The sequence below is a fragment of the Streptomyces minutiscleroticus genome, from assembly GCF_014650875.1.
GTDB classification, from domain to species: domain Bacteria; phylum Actinomycetota; class Actinomycetes; order Streptomycetales; family Streptomycetaceae; genus Streptomyces; species Streptomyces minutiscleroticus.
The window spans coordinates 82,258-99,466 of sequence record NZ_BMVU01000011.1 but is presented as its reverse complement, the minus strand read 5'-3'; the positions used below and the strand labels follow the sequence as shown (position 1 = coordinate 99,466).

16 protein-coding genes and 1 pseudogene are annotated in these 17,209 nt (G+C 74.2%); 8 read left to right on the top strand and 9 right to left on the bottom strand.

Annotated features, from left to right (window positions below; genetic code table 11):
- Positions 1-82: 82 nt before the first annotated feature.
- The 3 genes from IE271_RS14455 to IE271_RS14445 are packed head-to-tail and all read right to left on the bottom strand — an operon-like array spanning position 83 to position 1,919.
- The gene (locus IE271_RS14455) at positions 83-727 is read right to left on the bottom strand and encodes a DAK2 domain-containing protein (RefSeq protein ID WP_190190679.1); all 645 of its coding nucleotides are present in this window, start codon (positions 725-727) and stop codon (positions 83-85) included.
- Positions 724-1,731, bottom strand: a complete 1,008-nt coding sequence (locus tag IE271_RS14450; protein ID WP_190190678.1) for a dihydroxyacetone kinase subunit DhaK — start codon at positions 1,729-1,731, stop codon at positions 724-726. Before IE271_RS14450 ends, IE271_RS14455 begins: the two co-directional genes overlap by 4 nt.
- A complete protein-coding gene (locus tag IE271_RS14445) occupies positions 1,728-1,919 on the bottom strand; it encodes a hypothetical protein (protein ID WP_190190677.1) in 192 nt (63 codons plus the stop codon). Before IE271_RS14445 ends, IE271_RS14450 begins: the two co-directional genes overlap by 4 nt.
- Positions 1,920-2,569: 650 nt before the next feature.
- On the opposite strand from IE271_RS14445, the gene IE271_RS42000 reads away from it, so the two are divergent.
- The gene (locus tag IE271_RS42000; protein WP_229919327.1) at positions 2,570-3,787 is read left to right on the top strand and encodes a BlaI/MecI/CopY family transcriptional regulator; all 1,218 of its coding nucleotides are present in this window, start codon (positions 2,570-2,572) and stop codon (positions 3,785-3,787) included.
- A gap of 277 nt (positions 3,788-4,064) precedes the next feature.
- Here the strand turns inward: IE271_RS42000 and IE271_RS14435 are convergent.
- Positions 4,065-4,478, bottom strand: a pseudogene (locus tag IE271_RS14435) (MerR family transcriptional regulator); the annotation flags it as partial.
- 472 nt (positions 4,479-4,950) lie between these two features.
- On the opposite strand from IE271_RS14435, the gene IE271_RS14430 reads away from it, so the two are divergent.
- Entirely contained in the window at positions 4,951-6,453 is a 1,503-nt protein-coding gene (locus IE271_RS14430) for a SulP family inorganic anion transporter (protein WP_190190743.1), read from the top strand.
- 73 nt (positions 6,454-6,526) lie between these two features.
- On the opposite strand, the gene IE271_RS14425 is transcribed toward IE271_RS14430, so the two are convergent.
- Both IE271_RS14425 and IE271_RS14420 read right to left on the bottom strand, forming a co-directional pair.
- Positions 6,527-7,801 (bottom strand): MFS transporter, encoded by a 1,275-nt coding sequence (locus tag IE271_RS14425; RefSeq protein ID WP_190190676.1) that lies wholly within the window; start codon positions 7,799-7,801, stop codon positions 6,527-6,529.
- A 134-nt stretch (positions 7,802-7,935) separates the two neighbouring features.
- On the bottom strand, positions 7,936-8,406 hold the full coding sequence (locus IE271_RS14420; protein WP_373308764.1) for a MarR family winged helix-turn-helix transcriptional regulator: 471 nt from the start codon (positions 8,404-8,406) through the stop codon (positions 7,936-7,938).
- Between the two features lie 175 nt (positions 8,407-8,581).
- Between IE271_RS14420 and IE271_RS14415 the strand changes: the two genes are divergently transcribed.
- Positions 8,582-8,749 carry a hypothetical protein gene (locus IE271_RS14415; RefSeq protein WP_190190675.1) on the top strand — a complete coding sequence of 56 codons (168 nt, stop codon included), beginning with the start codon at positions 8,582-8,584 and terminating at the stop codon, positions 8,747-8,749.
- Between the two features lie 315 nt (positions 8,750-9,064).
- Here the strand turns inward: IE271_RS14415 and IE271_RS14410 are convergent, their stop codons facing one another.
- On the bottom strand, positions 9,065-10,036 hold the full coding sequence (locus tag IE271_RS14410; protein WP_190190674.1) for an alpha/beta hydrolase: 972 nt from the start codon (positions 10,034-10,036) through the stop codon (positions 9,065-9,067).
- 199 nt (positions 10,037-10,235) lie between these two features.
- Between IE271_RS14410 and IE271_RS14405 the strand changes: the two genes are divergently transcribed.
- Positions 10,236-10,697 carry a MarR family winged helix-turn-helix transcriptional regulator gene (locus IE271_RS14405; RefSeq protein WP_190190673.1) on the top strand — a complete coding sequence of 154 codons (462 nt, stop codon included), beginning with the start codon at positions 10,236-10,238 and terminating at the stop codon, positions 10,695-10,697.
- A 204-nt stretch (positions 10,698-10,901) separates the two neighbouring features.
- Here the strand turns inward: IE271_RS14405 and IE271_RS14400 are convergent, their stop codons facing one another.
- Together IE271_RS14400 and IE271_RS14395 are read right to left on the bottom strand one after the other, a co-directional pair.
- Positions 10,902-11,969 (bottom strand): DUF6745 domain-containing protein, encoded by a 1,068-nt coding sequence (locus IE271_RS14400; protein WP_190190672.1) that lies wholly within the window; start codon positions 11,967-11,969, stop codon positions 10,902-10,904.
- Positions 11,970-12,091: 122 nt separating this feature from the next.
- Entirely contained in the window at positions 12,092-12,418 is a 327-nt protein-coding gene (locus IE271_RS14395) for a DUF8820 family protein (RefSeq protein ID WP_190190671.1), read from the bottom strand.
- A 263-nt stretch (positions 12,419-12,681) separates the two neighbouring features.
- On the opposite strand from IE271_RS14395, the gene IE271_RS14390 reads away from it, so the two are divergent.
- From IE271_RS14390 to IE271_RS14375, 4 genes are all read left to right on the top strand, one after another.
- A complete protein-coding gene (locus tag IE271_RS14390) occupies positions 12,682-13,656 on the top strand; it encodes an STM4015 family protein (protein ID WP_190190670.1) in 975 nt (324 codons plus the stop codon).
- A gap of 42 nt (positions 13,657-13,698) precedes the next feature.
- Positions 13,699-14,946, top strand: coding sequence for an STM4014 family protein (locus IE271_RS14385; RefSeq protein ID WP_229919326.1), 1,248 nt, complete (start codon positions 13,699-13,701; stop codon positions 14,944-14,946).
- Positions 14,947-15,034: 88 nt separating this feature from the next.
- The gene (locus IE271_RS14380) at positions 15,035-15,841 is read left to right on the top strand and encodes an STM4013/SEN3800 family hydrolase (protein WP_190190740.1); all 807 of its coding nucleotides are present in this window, start codon (positions 15,035-15,037) and stop codon (positions 15,839-15,841) included.
- Positions 15,838-17,205 carry an STM4012 family radical SAM protein gene (locus IE271_RS14375; protein ID WP_190190669.1) on the top strand — a complete coding sequence of 456 codons (1,368 nt, stop codon included), beginning with the start codon at positions 15,838-15,840 and terminating at the stop codon, positions 17,203-17,205. Before IE271_RS14380 ends, IE271_RS14375 begins: the two co-directional genes overlap by 4 nt.
- Positions 17,206-17,209: the final 4 nt, after the last annotated feature.

The following is a 17,209-nucleotide window of genomic DNA, read 5'->3' as shown; positions in this document are numbered from 1 at the left end:
CTCCCCGCCGGACACGGCGGCCCGCCGCCCGGTGGCGGGGAACCACCGGGCGGCGGGCCGTTCCGCCGTGTGCCGGCGTCGGTCAGGACGCGGCGGGCCACCCCACCGCGTCGGCCACCGAGCCCAGGTCCGCGTCCGGTTCGGCGACCCGGGCCAGCGACCAGAAGAGCAGGGCGACGCCCGTCGCGCCGGGGTCGGGGGCGCCGAGGGCGCGCTCGCCGACGTACGAGGCGCGGCCGCGGCGGGCCCTGATGTCCGCGGTGGCGCGCGCTCCGGCGAGGGCGGCCCGGGCCGCGTCCGCGAACCCCGCTCCCCCGTCGAGCGCGTCGCGGGCGGGGGCGAGCGCGTCGACCATGGTGCGGTCGCCGGGCTCGGCCTCGCCGACGCGCTGGATGGCGGCCAGGCCCTCCCGCACGCCGGCCGCCCAGCCCTCGCGGCCGTCGCCGTGCGCGGCGAGCGCCCGGCCGACCTCCTGGAACAACAGGCCGATCAGCGGGCCGCTGGTGCCGCCGACCTCGTCGAGGAAGACTCCGGCCGCGACGGCGAAGGGCGCCTCCCCGGGCCGCGCGTCGAGGCCGGCCTCGACGCCGTCGAGCCCTTCGCGGAGGTTGTCGCCGAAGTCGCCGTCCCCGGAGAGCTGGTCGAGGGCGGTCAGCGCGTCGTGGGCGGTGCGGGCGGCCTCCGCGTAGGTGCGCAGGACCTTCTCCTGGTCGACGGTCACGGTCATCGGGCGGTCTCCGAAACGGGGAAGGCGGGGGTCAGGGCGGGCGCGTGCCACCAGTCGAGCCAGTTCTCGCGCAGCGAGGTCACGGTCACCGAGAACCCGCTCATGTCCAGGGCGGGTACGAAGGTGCCGACGAGCTGTCCCGCGACGCTCACGCCGCGCTCGCCGAGCACGTGGCGGACCCGGTCGTGGACGGCGTACAACTCCAGCAGAGTGGTCGCGCCGAGGCCGTTGACCAGCAGGAGCACGGTGTCCGACGCGTCGGTCAGGGCGTCGAGGACCTGCTGGGTCATGCGGTCGACGAGGTCTTCGAAGTCCGGGCGCTCCACGGTCCGCGCGGCGCGCTCGCCGTGGATGCCGACGCCGTACTCGATCTCGCCGTCCACGAGTTCGAACGCCTCGCCGCCGCGGCCGGGCGCGGTCTGGGCGCGGGCGGCGACGGCGATGCTGCGCGAGGCGGCCGCGAACGCCGCGCCCGCCTCGGCGAGTTCGTCGAGGCCCAGGCCCGCGTCGGCCGCGCCGCCGAGGAGCTTCTCCACGACGACGGTGGCACCGGTGCCGCGACGCCCTGTCGCCGTCTCCGCGTCGTCGGTGGCGAGGTCGTCGTCGACCAGGACGCGGCGCACCGGGATGCCGTCGGCGCGCAGACGCTCGGCGGCGATGCCGAAGTTGATGCGGTCGCCGGTGTAGTTCTTGACCACGTGCAGGACGCCGTCCTCGCCCGCGACGGCACGGGAGGCTTCGTAGACCTGGCGGTTGTGCGGGGAGGCGAAGACGCGGCCCGGCACGGCGGCGTCGAGCATGCCGCGCCCGACGAACCCGGCGTGCAGGGGCTCGTGCCCGGAGCCGCCTCCGGACAGCAGGCCCACGCGGCGGCCGGGGTGGCGGTCGCGGGCCGTGACGTAGAGCGGGTCCTCGTGGAGGCGGACGAGGCCGGGGTGGGCCAGCGCGAAGCCGCGCAGGGCGGCGTCCACGGGCGCTTCGGCCGGCAGGAAGAGACGGTTCACGGGGTGGCGGTCCTTTCGGGGGTGCGCCCGGTCAAGGTACCCACCTCGTCCGTGTTCGCCTCGCCCCGGCCCAACCGTGTCGTGGCGAACACGGACAGGACGGCCACACCGGCGCAGCAGGCGATGGGCCGGGCCCGGTGGCCGCCTGCGGTGAGGAGCGCGGCGCCGATCAGGGGCGACGGACGCACATGAGGACGGGACCACGGCCGAAGCCGGGGGCGCCCTCATGCGGTGTGACTCACGCGGTGTGACTCACGCGGTGTGAGCCGATGTGTTTTTGCCGACAGGCACATGGGTCGTCCGACTCGTGCACCGGCCGTCCGGCAGGGCCCACCGGTCAGGTCGGCACAGCATGTGCCGGACCCGTGCACTCCTCGGGACCGGGCCGGTTCACGGGCCGTCGGACGGGCTCCGTATGTACTTGTGTCAGCGGGTGGTTGGGTCCGTTCCCGCAGGTGGGGATGGGTGTGAGGAGAGTCTGCGACAGTGTGTGCGCGGCCGCTCCGCGGGCACATGTGCCACCGTGCGAAGGGAGCCGGCGGGCCACTGTGCCCGGTCATGGCGAGCACCGGTCGACGGCGCGGACACAGGCCCGTCAACCTGCCGGTCCGCGGGTTCGGAACGGCAACCGGCGAGAGTGAATCTTTGCTCCGAGGGAACATCTGGCTCATCCAGTACCTAATATCGCTAGTCTGCTGCACGCTGCGGCAGTTGCATCCGTTAGGGCGCTCAGTGAGTGCGGGTGAGACACAACCGAATCCGTCCCTCGGCCGTATTGGAAGCTGTTGCACCTGAACCGCCACCGTGACGTCCCAGACACGAGGAGACGCCAGACACCATGTCCGAAACGCTGCACGACACCGTCGACCTGACCTCCCAGTACACCGCCCGGGTCACCCAGGACCTCGAGCGCAACGCCAAGGAACAGGAACGTATCGCCGCCGACATCGCGGCCCTGCAGGAGCGACTGACCGGTCTGCAGCACGACCAGCTCGTGCTGACCAACATGCAGCGCGCGCTCAGCAGCCAGGCCGCGGCCGCCGCGGCTCCGGTGGCCGAGGGCACGGCCACCGGGGAGTCCTCCGTCGAAGAGGCGCCCGCCGCGCCCGCGGCCACGCTGCCCCGGCAGTCGACGGGCGAGGACACGGCGGACCGGCAGGCCGGAGCCGGGACGACGGCCACGAAGTCGCGGAAGCCGACGGCCAAGAAGACCACCGCGAAGAAGGCCGCCGCGAAGAAGGCCCCCGCCAAGAAGACGTCGACGGCCGCCAGGAAGACCACCGGCGCCGCAGGCGCGAAGACGGCCGGCGCGGCCAGGTCCACCGGCACCGCCACCAAGGCGACCGCCGCCAAGACCACCGACGCCAAGGCCACTGGCACCAAGCCCGCCGGCACCAAGTCCGCCGACACCACCAAGTCCGCCGCCGGCAAGGCCGCCGACACCAAGCCCGCCGGCGCCGCCAAGTCCACCGGCGACAAGGCCGCCGGCGCCGCCAAGTCCACCGGCGACAAGGCCGCTGGCACCAAGTCCGCCGGTACGGGCACCAAGACCGCCGCCAAGGCCACCGGCACGGGCACCAAGGCTTCCGGCACGGGCACCGCCAAGACGGCGAAGAGCACCTCGAAGAGCACCTCGAAGACCACCGCGAAGACGACGAAGGCCAACGGCTCCGGCAGCGCCAAGGCGGCCGCCGACGCCTCCCAGCCGACGCTCGGACAGCTCGTCCGCGCCTACCTCGACGAGCAGTCGGAGCCGCGGTCCACCGCCGAGATCACCTCCGCCCTCGCGGAGCGCCACCCCGACCGCAACGTGAAGAACACCGTGGTCCGCACCACCATCGAGGGCCTGGTCGCCAAGAGCCAGGTCGAGCGCAGCAAGCAGGGTTCCTCGGTCTTCTACACGAGCACCGCCGCACAGCCCGCCGCCAAGGAGCAGGCGCCGGCGCCCGCCGAGCCGGAGGCCAAGCCCGAGACCGAGTCGGAGCCCGGGACCAAGGACGAGACCAGGGCCGGGGCCGAGAACGGGGCCGAGACCGAAGCCGCGGCGGCCGAATAAACCATCTGGTCGAGGCCGTCACGGCCGGCCGGCACCGACGCCGTCGGGTGCGGGTGACGGGCGCACACCGCCCATGTCACCCGCACCGGCGCACCCTCCGGCCGCCGCCTCGGCTTCCTCAGCGCACAGGCGGGTCGAGAGACCGGACGCCTCGGCCCGGAGCGCCGCCGCCCCTCTCGTGACCGCCGCCACCGTTGCCGGTGTCAACGCCGTTGCCGGTGTCAACGCCGTTGCCGGTGTCAACACTGTCAGCGCCGTCAACGCCGTCCCCGTCGCCGAGGCGGGCGCGCAGTGTCGCCGCGAAGTCCTCGGCACGGGCCAGCTGGACCCGCAGGTCCTCGATCTTGCGGGTCGCGGTCCGCTCGTACGCGCGCACCCGCTCGCGCAGGGCCGTCCGCTCCTCCGCGGACAGGGACGCACCGGCGCCGGACGGGGACGCGTCGGAGTCCAGCCGGTCGGTGGCGTCCAGCAGGTCGCGCATCTCGTCCAGGGTGAAGCCGAGCGGCTTCATGCGGCGGATCACCATCAGCCGGGCCACGTCCGTCTCCGTGTAGAGGCGGAAACCGCCCTGGGAGCGGGCGGAGGGGATGACGAGGCCGGTCTCCTCGTAGTGCCGGATGGTGCGCAGGGACAGCTCGGTCCGTGCGGCGACCTCGCCGATCTGCATGTGCCTGTCGTCGCCGATCTGCATCTGCCTGTCGTCCACGCCCGTACGTCCTGGCCCTTCTTCGCTGGTCGTGCCGCCCTCCCGGCCACCGCGCCGATCCCTACCCTAACGTTAGGGTAGAGTTGCGGGAGCCGAGGGCGGCCGGGCGGCTGCCCCGCCGCTGTCCCACCGTGGTCGACGAGGACCCGGCGAAGGTCCGATTGTCCCGCAGGAGAGAGTGTGCGCGTGTCCCCGCCGTCCCGCGCCGCCGTCTGTCCGCCGTGACGCCCGGCCGCTGACGCGGCCCCGGCCGCCGCGTGCCGCGACGGCCGACGAGCCGACCTCTCCCCGCTCCTCTTCCGCTCCCCCGCACCCGTTGCACCCGTTCCCGCTCCCCTTGTGATCCTCCGGCCCGTCGGACGCGGGCCGCCCGCGGGCGCCGTCCGGCGCGCCCGCGCCGACCCGCACAGTCCGGCCCGTGCCGGTGTGTGCCCTAGTACGACAGGTGGTCACCCCGTTGTCCCCCGCCGCCCCCTCCCCTGCCGCACGGCCCCGCCGGCTGCGCCCCGACTGGCTCTCCGACCCCAAGGTGTGGCGCACCGAGGTGCTGGGCGGCCTCGTCGTCGCGCTCGCCCTGATCCCCGAGGCCATCTCGTTCTCGATCATCGCCGGGGTCGACCCGGCCATCGGGCTGTTCGCCTCCTTCACCATGGCCGTGACCATCGCGGTCGTCGGCGGCCGCCCGGCGATGATCTCCGCGGCGACCGGCGCCGTCGCCCTGGTCATCGCACCGCTCAACCGCGAGCACGGCTTCGGCCACCTGGTCGCGGCGGTCATCCTGGCCGGTGTGTTCCAGGTGGTGCTGGGCGCGCTCGGGGTGGCGAAGCTGATGCGGTTCGTGCCGCGCTCGGTGATGGTCGGCTTCGTCAACGCGCTCGCGATCCTGATCTTCATGGCGCAGCTGCCGGAGCTGACCGGCGTGCCGTGGCCCGTGTACCCGCTGCTGGCCGCCGCGCTGGCCCTGATGGTGTTCTTCCCGCGGATCACCAAGGCGGTCCCGGCCCCGCTGGTGTCCATCGTGGTCCTCACCGCGCTCACCGTGGGCGCGGGCATCGCTGTGCCCACCGTGGGCGACAAGGGCGCCCTGCCGTCCGCGCTGCCCGTGCCGGGCCTGCCGGACGTGCCGTTCACCCTGCACACGCTGCAGGTCGTGGCCCCGTACGCGCTGGCCATGGCCCTGGTGGGCCTCATGGAGTCGCTGATGACCGCCCAGTTGGTCGACGACATCACCGACACCCGCTCCGACAAGACCCGCGAGTCCGTCGGCCAGGGGATCGCGAACATCGTCACCGGCTTCTTCGGCGGCATGGGCGGCTGCGCGATGATCGGCCAGACGATGATCAACGTGAGGGTGTCGGGCGCCCGTACGCGGCTGTCGACGTTCCTCGCGGGCGCCTTCCTGATGGTGCTGTGCATCGTCTTCGGCCCGGTCGTCTCCGACATCCCCATGGCCGCCCTGGTCGCCGTCATGGTGATGGTGTCGTTCGCGACCTTCGACTGGCACTCGGTCGCGCCGGGGACGCTGCGGCGGATGCCCGCGGGCGAGATCACCGTCATGGTCGTGACCGTCGCGTGCGTGGTCGCCACCCACAACCTCGCGATCGGTGTGGTCGTGGGCTCCCTCACGGCCGTGGTCGTCTTCGCGCGGCGCGTCGCCCACCTGGCCCGGGTCACGGCCGTCACCGACCCGGACGGCACCCGCGTCGTGTACACGGTGACCGGCGAGCTGTTCTTCGCCTCGGCCAACGACCTGGTCACGCAGTTCGACTACAGCGGCGACCCCGACGAGATCGTCGTCGACCTGACGTCCGCGCACGTCTGGGACGCCTCCTCGGTGGCCGCGCTGGACGCCGTCGAGGCGAAGTACGCCCAGCGCGGCAAGCGCGTCGAGATCGTCGGCCTGAACGAGCAGAGCGCCGCCCTGCACGGCCGGCTGAGCGGCGAGCTGGCCGCCCACTGAGCCACACCCGTACGGGAGCGCCCCGGTGGACACACGGTCCACCGGGGCGCTCCCGTACGGCGTCGGCGGTCGGTCAGGAGGCCGAACCGACGTCCTCCGCCAGGGCCCGGTCCTCCAGCCGCTCGCGCTGCCCTTCCCCGGCCGCGGCGCGGGCCGCCTCCTCGCGCTGGTTCCGCTCGGCCTGCGCGAGCAGGGAGTGGCCGGTGGCCAGGACGAGGATGCCGGCCGCGACGGCCGCCGCGCCGGCGTAGAAGGGCGCGTGGACGCCGGAGTGCTCGGCCAGCCTCCCCGCCGCGTACGGGGCGAGGCCGCCGCCGATGAAGCGGACGAAGCCGTAGGCCGCGGAGGCGGTGGGGCGCTCGACCGGGGCGGCCGTCATCACCGCCTGGGTGGTGATGGTGTTGTTGATGCCGATGAAGGCGCCCGCGACGACCACGCACACGATCAGTACGGTCCTGTCCTCCGTGAACAGGGCGATGGCCAGGATGTCGGCCGCGAACAGCGCCAGGTTGAGGTACAGCGCCTTCGCGATGCCCAGGCGCTCCTGGAGCCGGGGCGCGCCGAACACGGAGAAGACAGCGACCAGGACGCCCCAGCCGGTGAAGACGTAGCCGAGCTCGTGGGTGCCGAGGTCCATCGGGAACGGCGCGTAGCCGAGGACGGTGAAGAAGCCCCAGTTGTAGAGCAGCGCGGTCAGGCCCATGGTGAGCAGGCCGCGGTGGCGCAGGGCCTTGAGCGGGTCGAGGACCGAGGCGCGCCGTTCGGGCCTGGGCGTGGGCCGGACCAGGGCGAGCGTCGCGACGAGCGCGACGGCCATCAGGACGGCGACGCCGAGGAAGGGGCCGCGCCAGCTGATGCCGCCCAGCTCGCCGCCGAGCAGCGGGCCGATGGCGATGCCGATGCCGAGCGCGGTCTCGTACAGGATGACGGCCCCGGCGAAGCCGCCGCTGGCGGAGCCGACGATCACCGCGAGGGACGTGGCGATGAAGAGGGCGTTGCCGAGCCCCCACCCGGCGCGGAAGCCGACGATGCCGCTGATGCTGCCGGAGGCGCCGGCGAGCGCGCTGAACACCACGATGACCGCGAGTCCGGCCGCCAGGGTGCGCTTGGCGCCGATCCGGCTGGAGACGAAGCCGGTGACCAGCATGGCGACGGCGGTGACCACCAGATAGCTGGTGAACAGCAGTGACACCTGGCTGGGGGTGGCGTGCAGGTCGTGCGAGAGCGAGGGCAGGATCGGGTCCACCAGGCCGATGCCCATGAAGGAGATCACGCAGGCGAAGGCCACGGCCCACACGGCCTTCGGCTGCCTGAACGGATTGGCTGCGGCTGTCCGATGCTGTGACAAGCGGAACTCCTGTGGTGAAGCACGCGTGCTGACACGGGTACCGGCGCTGACACTCCGTCAGGCCGGAGGCGGACGGACCGGGCCGGGACGCCCGGCCGGGGGCCGCCGCTCACGGGGCGGGCCGGCGGCCGCGGTCAGGCCGGGGGTTCGTCCGTGAGGCGTTCCAGGCTCAGGGCGTTCTCGGTGAGGCGCCCGAGGGCGGGCGCGCCGATACGGGCCGCCTCGGCGAGCGCCTGCCGGTCCTCGGCGGGGAGGGTGTCCAGCAGGGCCGCGAGCCGGGCGACGCGCGCCTCCCGGCGCCCGCGCAGGACCTCCCGGCCCGCGTCGGTGATGCTCACCAGCACCACGCGGCCGTCCTCCGGGTCGCCCACCCGTGCCACGAGCCCCTGCTTGACCAGGCGCTGGACCAGCTGGGTCATGGAGGGCTGGGCGACACCCTCCTCGGCCGCGAGGCGTGTGAGCCGCTGGGGGCCGTTGCGCGCCAGCCGGGACAGCGTCGAGGCCGTGGTGAAGCTGATCTCCCGGGTGGCCAGGTGCCGCACCGCGAGCACGGCCATGCCGTCCAGCAGCGCGGCGACGCCCTCGAAATCCTGTTCGTCACTCACGCAGAAATTTGTATCACACACCTATATAGGTGTTCCATGGTCGCCTCGAACGCCCGAAGCGGCACCGGACGGCCGTTCGACCTGTTCGCCCGGCATGTGGACCGCCTTGTGTACGCCCATCGGCGCATTTGTAGACTCGGCGGCTGCTGCCGGACGAGACGGAAGAGGGATTTCGATGGACGGGCGCTTCGACACGAGGCCCGGGGACGAGAAGGAAGCGCCCATCTACTTCCGGCTCCTCCAGGAGCGCGGCGACGTTCCGGCGGAGGTCCGCGAACTGGCCGAGCGGACGTGGCGCGACGTGGGCCGAGCGATGGACTTCAAGCGGGGCCGTCCCATCTGACGGAACGGACCGGCCGACGGGGCGGAGCGGCCCACCGGGGCGGAGCGGCCGGTCCGCCCCGGTGGGCCGCTCCGCCCGGCCGGACACCCCCGACCGGAACTGTCGGCCGGCCCGCGCGGCACATGCCGGCCCGGGCCGTACGACGCATGCCCGGCCGGCCCCGCCCGCGCGGCCGGCCCGGCCCCACGTACGCGCGGTCCGTACGGTTCGCCCTGACGCGACACCGCCCGGCGCGCCGGGCGGCACGTCGGGCGGTGGGACGGGGCGGCTCCCCTCTGTCGGGGACGGTCCGCCCGCCGGGCGGACCGTCCCCGGTCACTCCGCGGCGGCGAAGGACTTCTTCAGGACGGTGACCGCCTGGGTGATGGCGCCTTCGGCGGCCTGCGTCTCACGGAGCGCGTTGAGCATCACGAAGTCGTGGATGACGCCCGTGTAGCGGACGGCGGTCACGGGGACGCCCGCCTCGCGCAGCTTGGCCGCGTAGGCCTCGCCCTCGTCGCGCAGCACGTCGGCCTCGGCGGTGATGACCAGCGCCGGGGGCAGCCCGGTGAGCTGCTCGGTGGTGGCGCGCAGCGGGGAGGCGGTGATCTGGGCGCGCTCGGCCTCGTCGGTCGTGTACTGGTCCCAGAACCACTGCATGGCGTCCCGGCGCAGGAAGTAGCCTTCCGCGAACTGGTGGTAGGACGGCGTGTCGAAGGCGGCGTCGGTGACCGGGTAGAACAGCACCTGCCGGACGAAGGCCACGTCGCCGCGCTCCTTGGCGAGCAGGGTCAGCGCGGCGGTCATGTTGCCGCCGACCGAGTCGCCGGCGACGGCGAGCCGCGCCGCGTCCAGGCCGTTGGCGGCACCCTCGGCGACGATCCAGCGGGCGACCGCGTAGCTCTGCTCGACGGCCACCGGGTAACGGGCCTCCGGGGAGAGGTCGTACTCGGGGAAGACCACCGCGGCACCGGCCCCCACGGCCAGCTCGCGCACCAGGCGGTCGTGGGTGTGGGCGTTGCCGAACACCCAGCCCGCGCCGTGGATGTACAGGACGACCGGGAGCGTGCCGGTCGCACCCGCCGGACGGACGATCCGGGCCCGGACGGAACCGGTGGGACCGCCCTCGACCGTCACCCACTCCTCGTCGACCGCGGGCTTCTCGATCTCGCCCGACTGCACCTCGTCGACCGTCTTGCGGCCCTCCACCGGCCCGAGGTCGAACAGGTACGGCGGGTTCGCGGTGGCCTCCGCGAAGGCCCGCGCGGCGGGCTCCAGGACGGGGCGGGAGTCGAAGTTCTCGCTCATGAGGGTCTCCTCCAATGCGGGCCGGGGCGGGCGGCTCCGGCGGTTCGTGCGAGCCGGTCCGGCGGGCACACATGCAAAGTAGCGCTCGATTAAGTCGCGCGCAACTTATTAGCCGTCGACCACATCGGGGACACCATGGCGAGGTAAAATGGGTCGATTGCACAGACGGACCACAAGGCGAACCACGGGTGGCGGAGACATGACGACAGAACACGGCGACACGGCCGAGGCGTACTCCCTGCTGCTCGACGACCAGCTCTGCTTCGCCCTGTACGCGGCCTCCCGCGCGGTCACCGCCCGCTACCGGCCCCTGCTCGACGAGCTGGGCCTCACCTACCCGCAGTATCTGGTCATGCTGGTGCTGTGGGACCGTGACTCGGTCTCGGTGCGCGACATCGGCACGGCCCTGCAACTGGAGTCCAGCACCCTGTCACCGCTGATCAAGCGGCTGGAGACGGCCGGCCTCGTGCTCCGGCAGCGGCGCGCCGACGACGAGCGGTCGGTGACCGTCAGCCTCACCGACGAGGGGCGGTCGCTGCGGAACCGGGCGCGCTGCGTGCCGACCGCCATCGGCGACGCCATGGGCCTGACCCCGCAGCAGCACGAGGCCGCCAAGGACATCCTCCGCCTGCTGACCACCAACGTCTCCCGCGTCGGCTGAGCGCGTCGCCTCAGCCCGCCGCCCGGGCCGCGGAACCGGCGAGGACCGGCCGTGTGCGCGGCGGGCGCGGCGGGCGAGCCGCACGCGGGTACGGCGGGCGAACCACGCCCCCGGCCGCGTGACCGCCGGGGCGCGGACCTTCGGCGTACGGGCCGCCGGTGCGCGGGCCCTTCGCGTCCGGGCCTGCGGCGTACGGTCGTCGGCTCAGGTCTGCCGCACCGGTTCGTACTCGTCCGCGCTCAGGCCGAACGTCCAGGCCACCCCTTCGCGCGCCGTCCGGGTCGTGGGCGGCACCCGGAGCCAGTACGTGCGGCTCGTGCCGTCGGGCTCCGGGGTGGAGTTGACGACCTCGACCATCACCACGTCCTCGTCGCCGGGAAGGTGGACCCGCCACAGGACACCCGTGTCGTCGCGGTGCAGCGGGACCGCCCCGGACTCCTCCAGGTAGCGGTCGTAGCCGTAGTGCTCCAGCATGACGCGGCGCAGTTCCGCGTTCTCCTCGGCGCGGATGCGCTCCGGGGTCAGGGAGCCGAGCTCGTCGAGGAGTTCGGCGGGGACCGGGAGGCCGTGCCAGGCGTGCAGCCGGAAGCCGTCGGAGTGGGCCAGGGCGGGCCCGTCTGCCCGGTCGAGCCGGCCCGCCTCGTCGCGGTGCAGCTCCGTGGGGCGCTCGCAGACGACCGCCACGTCCTCGTAGGGCCACCACCAGCCGGCCTCGCGGGCGACGGCCGCCAGCCCCTCCAGCGGCGTACCGGGTCCTGTGTCGAAGGCGCAGAGCCAGGCGGCGTCGTGCTGGCCCAGGACCGCGTCCAGCAGGAGCAGTCTGACGTCCGTCTCCTCGTGCCCGTCCCCCGCGGCGAGTTCCGTGACCACGGCCGTCCGCACGCGGTCGACGAGGGAGCCGGTCGTCTCCCACAGCCCCGCCCCGGTGCCCCGCCAGTGGGCGGCCCAGCCCGCCGCGCCCAGGCGCGCGTGCAGCCGGTCGCGCTCGGCGGCCCACGGGCGGCTGCGGACCCTCTCGCGGACGCTGCGCCCGGTCGCCCGCGGCAGCGCGGCGGCCCCCTCCCCCGCCGCGTCAGCCGTCCCGCTCCCCGCCGCGTCCGCCGCGCCGGCCAGCAGGCGCACCGCCTCACGCGGCGAGCGCGCCCACACGATGTGCGCGGGTTCCGCCAGCCCCGCACTGCGGTAGGCGAGCCGTACGCCCTCCTCCGCCGCCACGCGGTCCCCCGGCCCCGTCGCCGCGGCCACCGCCCGCCAGTCGCTCCACTCGGTCACGCCGTTCCTCCCCTGAACCCGTCCGTCGTCCGTTGCTCGTCGTTCATCGCTCGTTGCTCGTCGTGCGCTGTCCGCTGTCCGTCGCCCGCCGTCCGCCTGCGGCGCGGGCACCTGACGGTGTGTCAGTCGGCCACGATCCGTACAGACCCGGGCACGTACTCCCGCTGACGCACGACCCGGTACCACCCCTTGGGCAGCGAGATCGCCGCGTGCTCCTCGTGGACGACTCGCCCGCCCTCGGGCAGGTGCAGGAGCATCGGCCCGAACGGACCCGCCTCCTGGACCAGCCGGCCCGCACCGAGCACGGCGTGCGCGTGCCCGGTCACCTCACCGCGGGCCAGCACGAGCCGGCCGCGGGCGTCGCGCGGCAGCGACGCGGCATCGGCCGCCGCGTCGGGCACGGCGCTCTCCGCCAGCGGCATGATGAGGACGTCTCCTTGCCGGTACATGACTGTCCGTCCGTTCGTGTCGTGTGTCTGTGTGTCTGTGTGTCTTGCGCGCATGTGCGTCCGCGCGTCCGTCGACGAAGCCGACGGGCACGCGGTGTGCCATGGCAGGGACCGTAGAGGCGGGCACTGACAACGGGGCACGCGCGGCTCCTGCCGAGCCCCGTCGCCCGCGTTGTCGGCGGGGCTTGGTAGAACTCCCTGTGTCCGGACGCGGCGAGTGCCGCCGGACACCTTCACGGCTACGGGCAGAGGAGCGGGCACACATGACCATCGGGGAGCACCTGCAGGAATTCCACGGCCTGCCCGTCTTCGAGTTCTGGAACGCCTACGGCAGGTCGGCAAAGGCGGCGGGGGCGGTCCCGCCGGAGCCCGGCTCGGTGGCCTGGCGGATCGCCGTGTACCCGTACGAGAGCGACGAGTCGTGGGAGGACGCCTTCGCCCGCTTCCTCGACGCCGTGGACACGTCCGGCGTGCGGGCCCTGATCGTCGGCGCGTGGAGCGACGCGTACGACTCGGGTCCCGAGGCGGTGATCGGGGCACTGGTGGCGGCCCGCGACCGGCTGCCCGCCCTGCGGGCGGTGTTCCTCGGCGACATGATGATGGAGGAGTGCGAGATCTCCTGGATCAACCAGGGCGACGTGACTCCCCTGCTGGCCGCCTTCCCGCTCCTGGAGGAGCTGGGCGTGCGCGGCGGCACGGGCCTGGAGTTCCCCGCGGTCCGCCACGAGCGGCTGCGGAAGCTGGTCGTCCAGACCGGCGGCATGCCCGCCGCGGCCGTGCGCGGCGTCGCGGCGAGCGACCTGCCCGCCCTCGTCCACCTGGACCTGTGGCTCGGCACGTCCGACTACGGCGGTGACGCCGAGGCGGGCGACCTGGAGCCGTTCTTCGCGGGCGACCGCCTGCCCGCCCTGAAGTACCTGGCGCTGCGCAACAGCGAGATCCAGGACGAGGTCTGCGCGCGTCTCGCCTCGGCGCCCGTGGTGGCGCGTCTGGAGGTCCTGGACGTGTCGATGGGCGTCCTGACCGACGACGGCGCGACGGCGCTCCTGACGGGCCAGCCGCTGACCCACCTGAAGAAGCTGGACCTGCACCACAACTACCTGAGCGCGGCCCTGCGCACCCGGCTGCGGGAGACGCTGGAGCCCGCGGGCGTGGAGGTGGACCTCGACCCGGACGACGCCGACTCCGACGAGGAGGAGGACGGCACGGTCTGGCGTTTCGTCGCGGTCGGTGAGTAGCGGCGTACGCGGGACGGGGCACGACGGGGGAGGTGAGCGGCCGTGAGCGACGGACCGGAGCAGGTGGACGGCGGGCCGTGGGCGGCGCGCAGGTGGGCCGTCGTCGGCAACGGCGGCAACCGGCGGGTCCGGCTCTTCGCGGCGGCCGCCCGCGCGGCGGGCCTCCCGGAGCCCCGCGTCGTCGAATGGCGCGACGTGCTGCGGGACGGCGGCCACGCGTTCGCCGACGACGAGGTCGTGCGCCTGGACTCGCCCGGCGAGGACGCGTGGGTGGACCGGGCGCTGCGCGACGTCGGCGACCCGACGCGGGTGGAGGGCTCGGCCCGCTGGTACGGGCGTTTCCTGGCCGCCGTGGGGACCCTGCGCGGCGGCCTGCGCCTGGACGACCCGGGTGAGCTGGCCGTGCTGTTCGACAAGCGGCTCTGCCACGGCCTGCTCGACGCGGCCGGGGTGCCGGTGCCGCCGTCGCCCACCTCGGGCGGCGCGGTGCCGGTGCGCGGCTGGTCCGACGTGCGCGCGCTGCTGCGGGAGCACGCCATGCCGCGCGCCTTCGTGAAGCTCGCCCACGGCTCGTCGGCCTCCGGCGTGCTGGCGGTCGAGACGGCGGGTCCCGGCCGGGTCCGGGCCACCACCTCGGTGGAGATCGCGCCGGACGGCCGGCTGTACAACTCGCTGCGGGTGCGCCGCTACACCGACGAGCGGGACGTCGCGGCCGTCGTGGACCGGCTGGCGCCGGACGGCCTGCACGTCGAACGGTGGGTGCCCAAGGCCTCCGTGGAGGGCCGGGCGGCCGACCTGCGGGTCCTGGTGGTGGCCGGCCGCGCCACGCACGCGGTCGTCCGCACCAGCCGCTCCCCCATGACCAACCTGCACCTCGGCGGGCGGCGCGGCGACCTGTCCGCGGTGACCGACGCGGTCGGCGGCCGGTGGGGCGAGCTCCTCGGCGTCTGCGAGCGCGCGGCCGCCTGCTTCCCGGGCACGCTGTGCGTCGGGGTCGACCTGCTGCCGGTGACCGGCTGGCGCCGGTTCGCGGTGGGCGAGGTCAACGCCTTCGGGGACCTGCTGCCGCGGCTCACCGGGCTGCCGGGCGGCGGCGCCGAGGGGCTGGACACCTACGGGGCGCAGATCGCCGCGGTCCGGGACGGCCGGTTCGCGCCCCGCCCGTCGCCCGCCGTCCCGCCGTACGTCACCGCCGGCGGCCGGCAGGGGCGGTCCGCACCGCAGCCGCCGCCCACGCCCGACACCGGAATCAGCACCAGCAACAGGACCCCTCATGCACCGACCACTTGACCCCTCCCCCGCACAGGAGCCGGTGACCTCGCCGGCCCACATACCCCTCACCGGGGTCCCGGACGCGACCGAGTCCGGGACCCCGGACATGAACGAGGTCGTGGGCCGGGACGACCTGCTGCTGGTCACCCTCGACACCCTGCGCCACGACGTCGCGGCCGAGCTGGCCGCCGCGGGCCGGCTGCCGAACCTGGCCGCCCACCTGCCGGGGGGCGCCTGGGAGCGGCGGCACGCGCCGGGCAGCTTCACCTACGCCTCGCACCAGGCGATGTTCGCCGGGTTCCTGCCCACGCCCGCGTCGCCCGGACCGCATCCGCGGCTGTTCGCCGCCCGGTTCGCGGGCAGTGAGACGACGGCCGGGCACACCTTCGTCTTCGACACCCCGGACCTGGTGTCCGCGCTGGCGGAGCGCGGCTATCACACCGTGTGCGTCGGCGGCGTCGGCTTCTTCAACAAGCAGGGCGCGCTCGGCGGCGTCCTGCCGGGCCTCTTCCGAGAGAGCCACTGGGAGCCGGACTTCTCCGTGGCCTCGCCCACCTCCTTCGAGGCGCAGGTCGCGCGGGTGGAGCAGGTGGTGGCGGGACTGCCGCGCGAGCAGCGGCTGTTCCTGTTCCTCAACGTGTCCGCGCTGCACCAGCCCAACTGGTTCCACCTGCCCGGCGCCACCCGTCAGGCGGGGGACAGCCGGGAGACGCACGCGGCGGCGCTGGAGTACGTCGACCGGCACATCGGGCGGCTGTTCGCCGCCATGAGCTCCCGCCGCCGCTGCTTCGCCATCGTCTGTTCCGACCACGGCACCGCCTACGGGGAGGACGGACACACCGGCCACCGCATCGGACACGAGTCCGTGTGGACGGTCCCCTACAGCCACTTCTTCCTGGAGCCGTCCGCATGACCGTCACCGCGCCGTCCGCCACGACCACCGAGACCGCCGGCCTGCCGCGCCCCTACCAGAGCTACGTCTACGCGTACCCGCACAAGACGTCCTACCGGCCGCTCGCGCCCCGCCCGCTCCTGAGGGACCTGTGGGCCGGCGAGCCGCGCCAGGCGCTCTCGCTGTACCTGCACATACCGTTCTGCGAGGTGCGCTGCGGCTTCTGCAACCTCTTCACCCGCGTCGGCGCGCCCGAGGGGCTGACCGGCCGCTACCTGGACGCGCTCGAACGGCAGGCGGCCGCCGTACGGGAGGCGCTCGGCGACGAGGAGCCCGTGCGGTTCGCGAACGCCGCGTTCGGCGGCGGCACCCCCACCTTCCTGGAGGCGGAGGAACTGGCGCGGCTCTGCGACATCGCCGAGCACCGCATGGGCGCCGACCTGCGCGCCGTGCCGCTGTCCGTGGAGGCCTCGCCCGCCACGGCGACCGCCGACCGGCTCGCCGTCCTGGCCGAGCGGGGTACCACCCGGCTGAGCCTCGGCGTGCAGAGCTTCGTGGAGGCGGAGGCCCGCGCCGCCGTGCGCCCGCAGCGGCGCGCCGACGTCGAGGCGGCGCTGGGCCGCATCCGCGACAGCCGCATCCCCGTGCTCAACATCGACCTCATCTACGGCATCGACGGCCAGACGGCGGCCAGTTGGCGGCTCTCCCTCGACGCCGCCCTCGCCTGGCGGCCCGAGGAGGTCTACCTCTACCCGCTCTACGTCCGGCCGCTCACCGGCCTCGGCCGGCACGCCGACCCGGCGGCGGCCGACCGCGCCTGGGACGAGCAGCGGCTGCGCCGCTACCGGGAGGGCCGCGACCACCTGCTCGCGCACGGCTACGAGCAGGTGTCGATGCGCATGTTCCGGCGCGCGGACGCGCCCCCGCAGGGCCCGGACGACCACGCCTGCCAGACCGACGGCATGATCGGCCTCGGCTGCGGCGCCCGCTCGTACACCTCGTCGCTGCACTACTCCTTCGACTACGCGGTCGACATGCGGGAGATCCGCGCCATCGTCGACGCCTACACGGCGACCGAGGACTTCACCCGCGCCGTGCACGGCCGGTACGTCGAGCGGGACGAGGCCCGGCGGCGGCACCTGCTGCAGTCGCTGCTCCAGGCCGGAGGGCTGGCGGTCGCGGAGTACCGCGAGCGGTTCGGCTCGCTCCCGCACGAGGACTTCCCGGCCGAGCTGGCGGCCTTCGCCGCCCGCGGCTGGCTCGCGGACACCGGTCCGGACCTGCTGCGGCTCTCGCCCGAGGGGCTGGCGCACTCGGACGCGGTCGGCCCCGGCCTGTTCTCCGCCGCCGTGCGGGCCGCGATGGCCGCGTACGAGCCGAAGTGACGGC

What these genes read in the sequence shown, in the direction of transcription:
- IE271_RS14455 (WP_190190679.1), bottom strand. Translation starts at nt 727, where the DNA reads ATGACCGTGACCGTCGACCAGGAGAAGGTCCTGCGCACCTACGCGGAG.
- IE271_RS14380 (WP_190190740.1), top strand. Translation starts at nt 15,035, where the DNA reads ATGAACGAGGTCGTGGGCCGGGACGACCTGCTGCTGGTCACCCTCGAC.
- IE271_RS14415 (WP_190190675.1), top strand. Translation starts at nt 8,582, where the DNA reads ATGGACGGGCGCTTCGACACGAGGCCCGGGGACGAGAAGGAAGCGCCC.
- IE271_RS14375 (WP_190190669.1), top strand. Translation starts at nt 15,838, where the DNA reads ATGACCGTCACCGCGCCGTCCGCCACGACCACCGAGACCGCCGGCCTG.
- IE271_RS14410 (WP_190190674.1), bottom strand. Translation starts at nt 10,036, where the DNA reads ATGAGCGAGAACTTCGACTCCCGCCCCGTCCTGGAGCCCGCCGCGCGG.
- IE271_RS14395 (WP_190190671.1), bottom strand. Translation starts at nt 12,418, where the DNA reads ATGTACCGGCAAGGAGACGTCCTCATCATGCCGCTGGCGGAGAGCGCC.
- IE271_RS42000 (WP_229919327.1), top strand. Translation starts at nt 2,570, where the DNA reads ATGTCCGAAACGCTGCACGACACCGTCGACCTGACCTCCCAGTACACC.
- IE271_RS14405 (WP_190190673.1), top strand. Translation starts at nt 10,236, where the DNA reads ATGACGACAGAACACGGCGACACGGCCGAGGCGTACTCCCTGCTGCTC.
- IE271_RS14390 (WP_190190670.1), top strand. Translation starts at nt 12,682, where the DNA reads ATGACCATCGGGGAGCACCTGCAGGAATTCCACGGCCTGCCCGTCTTC.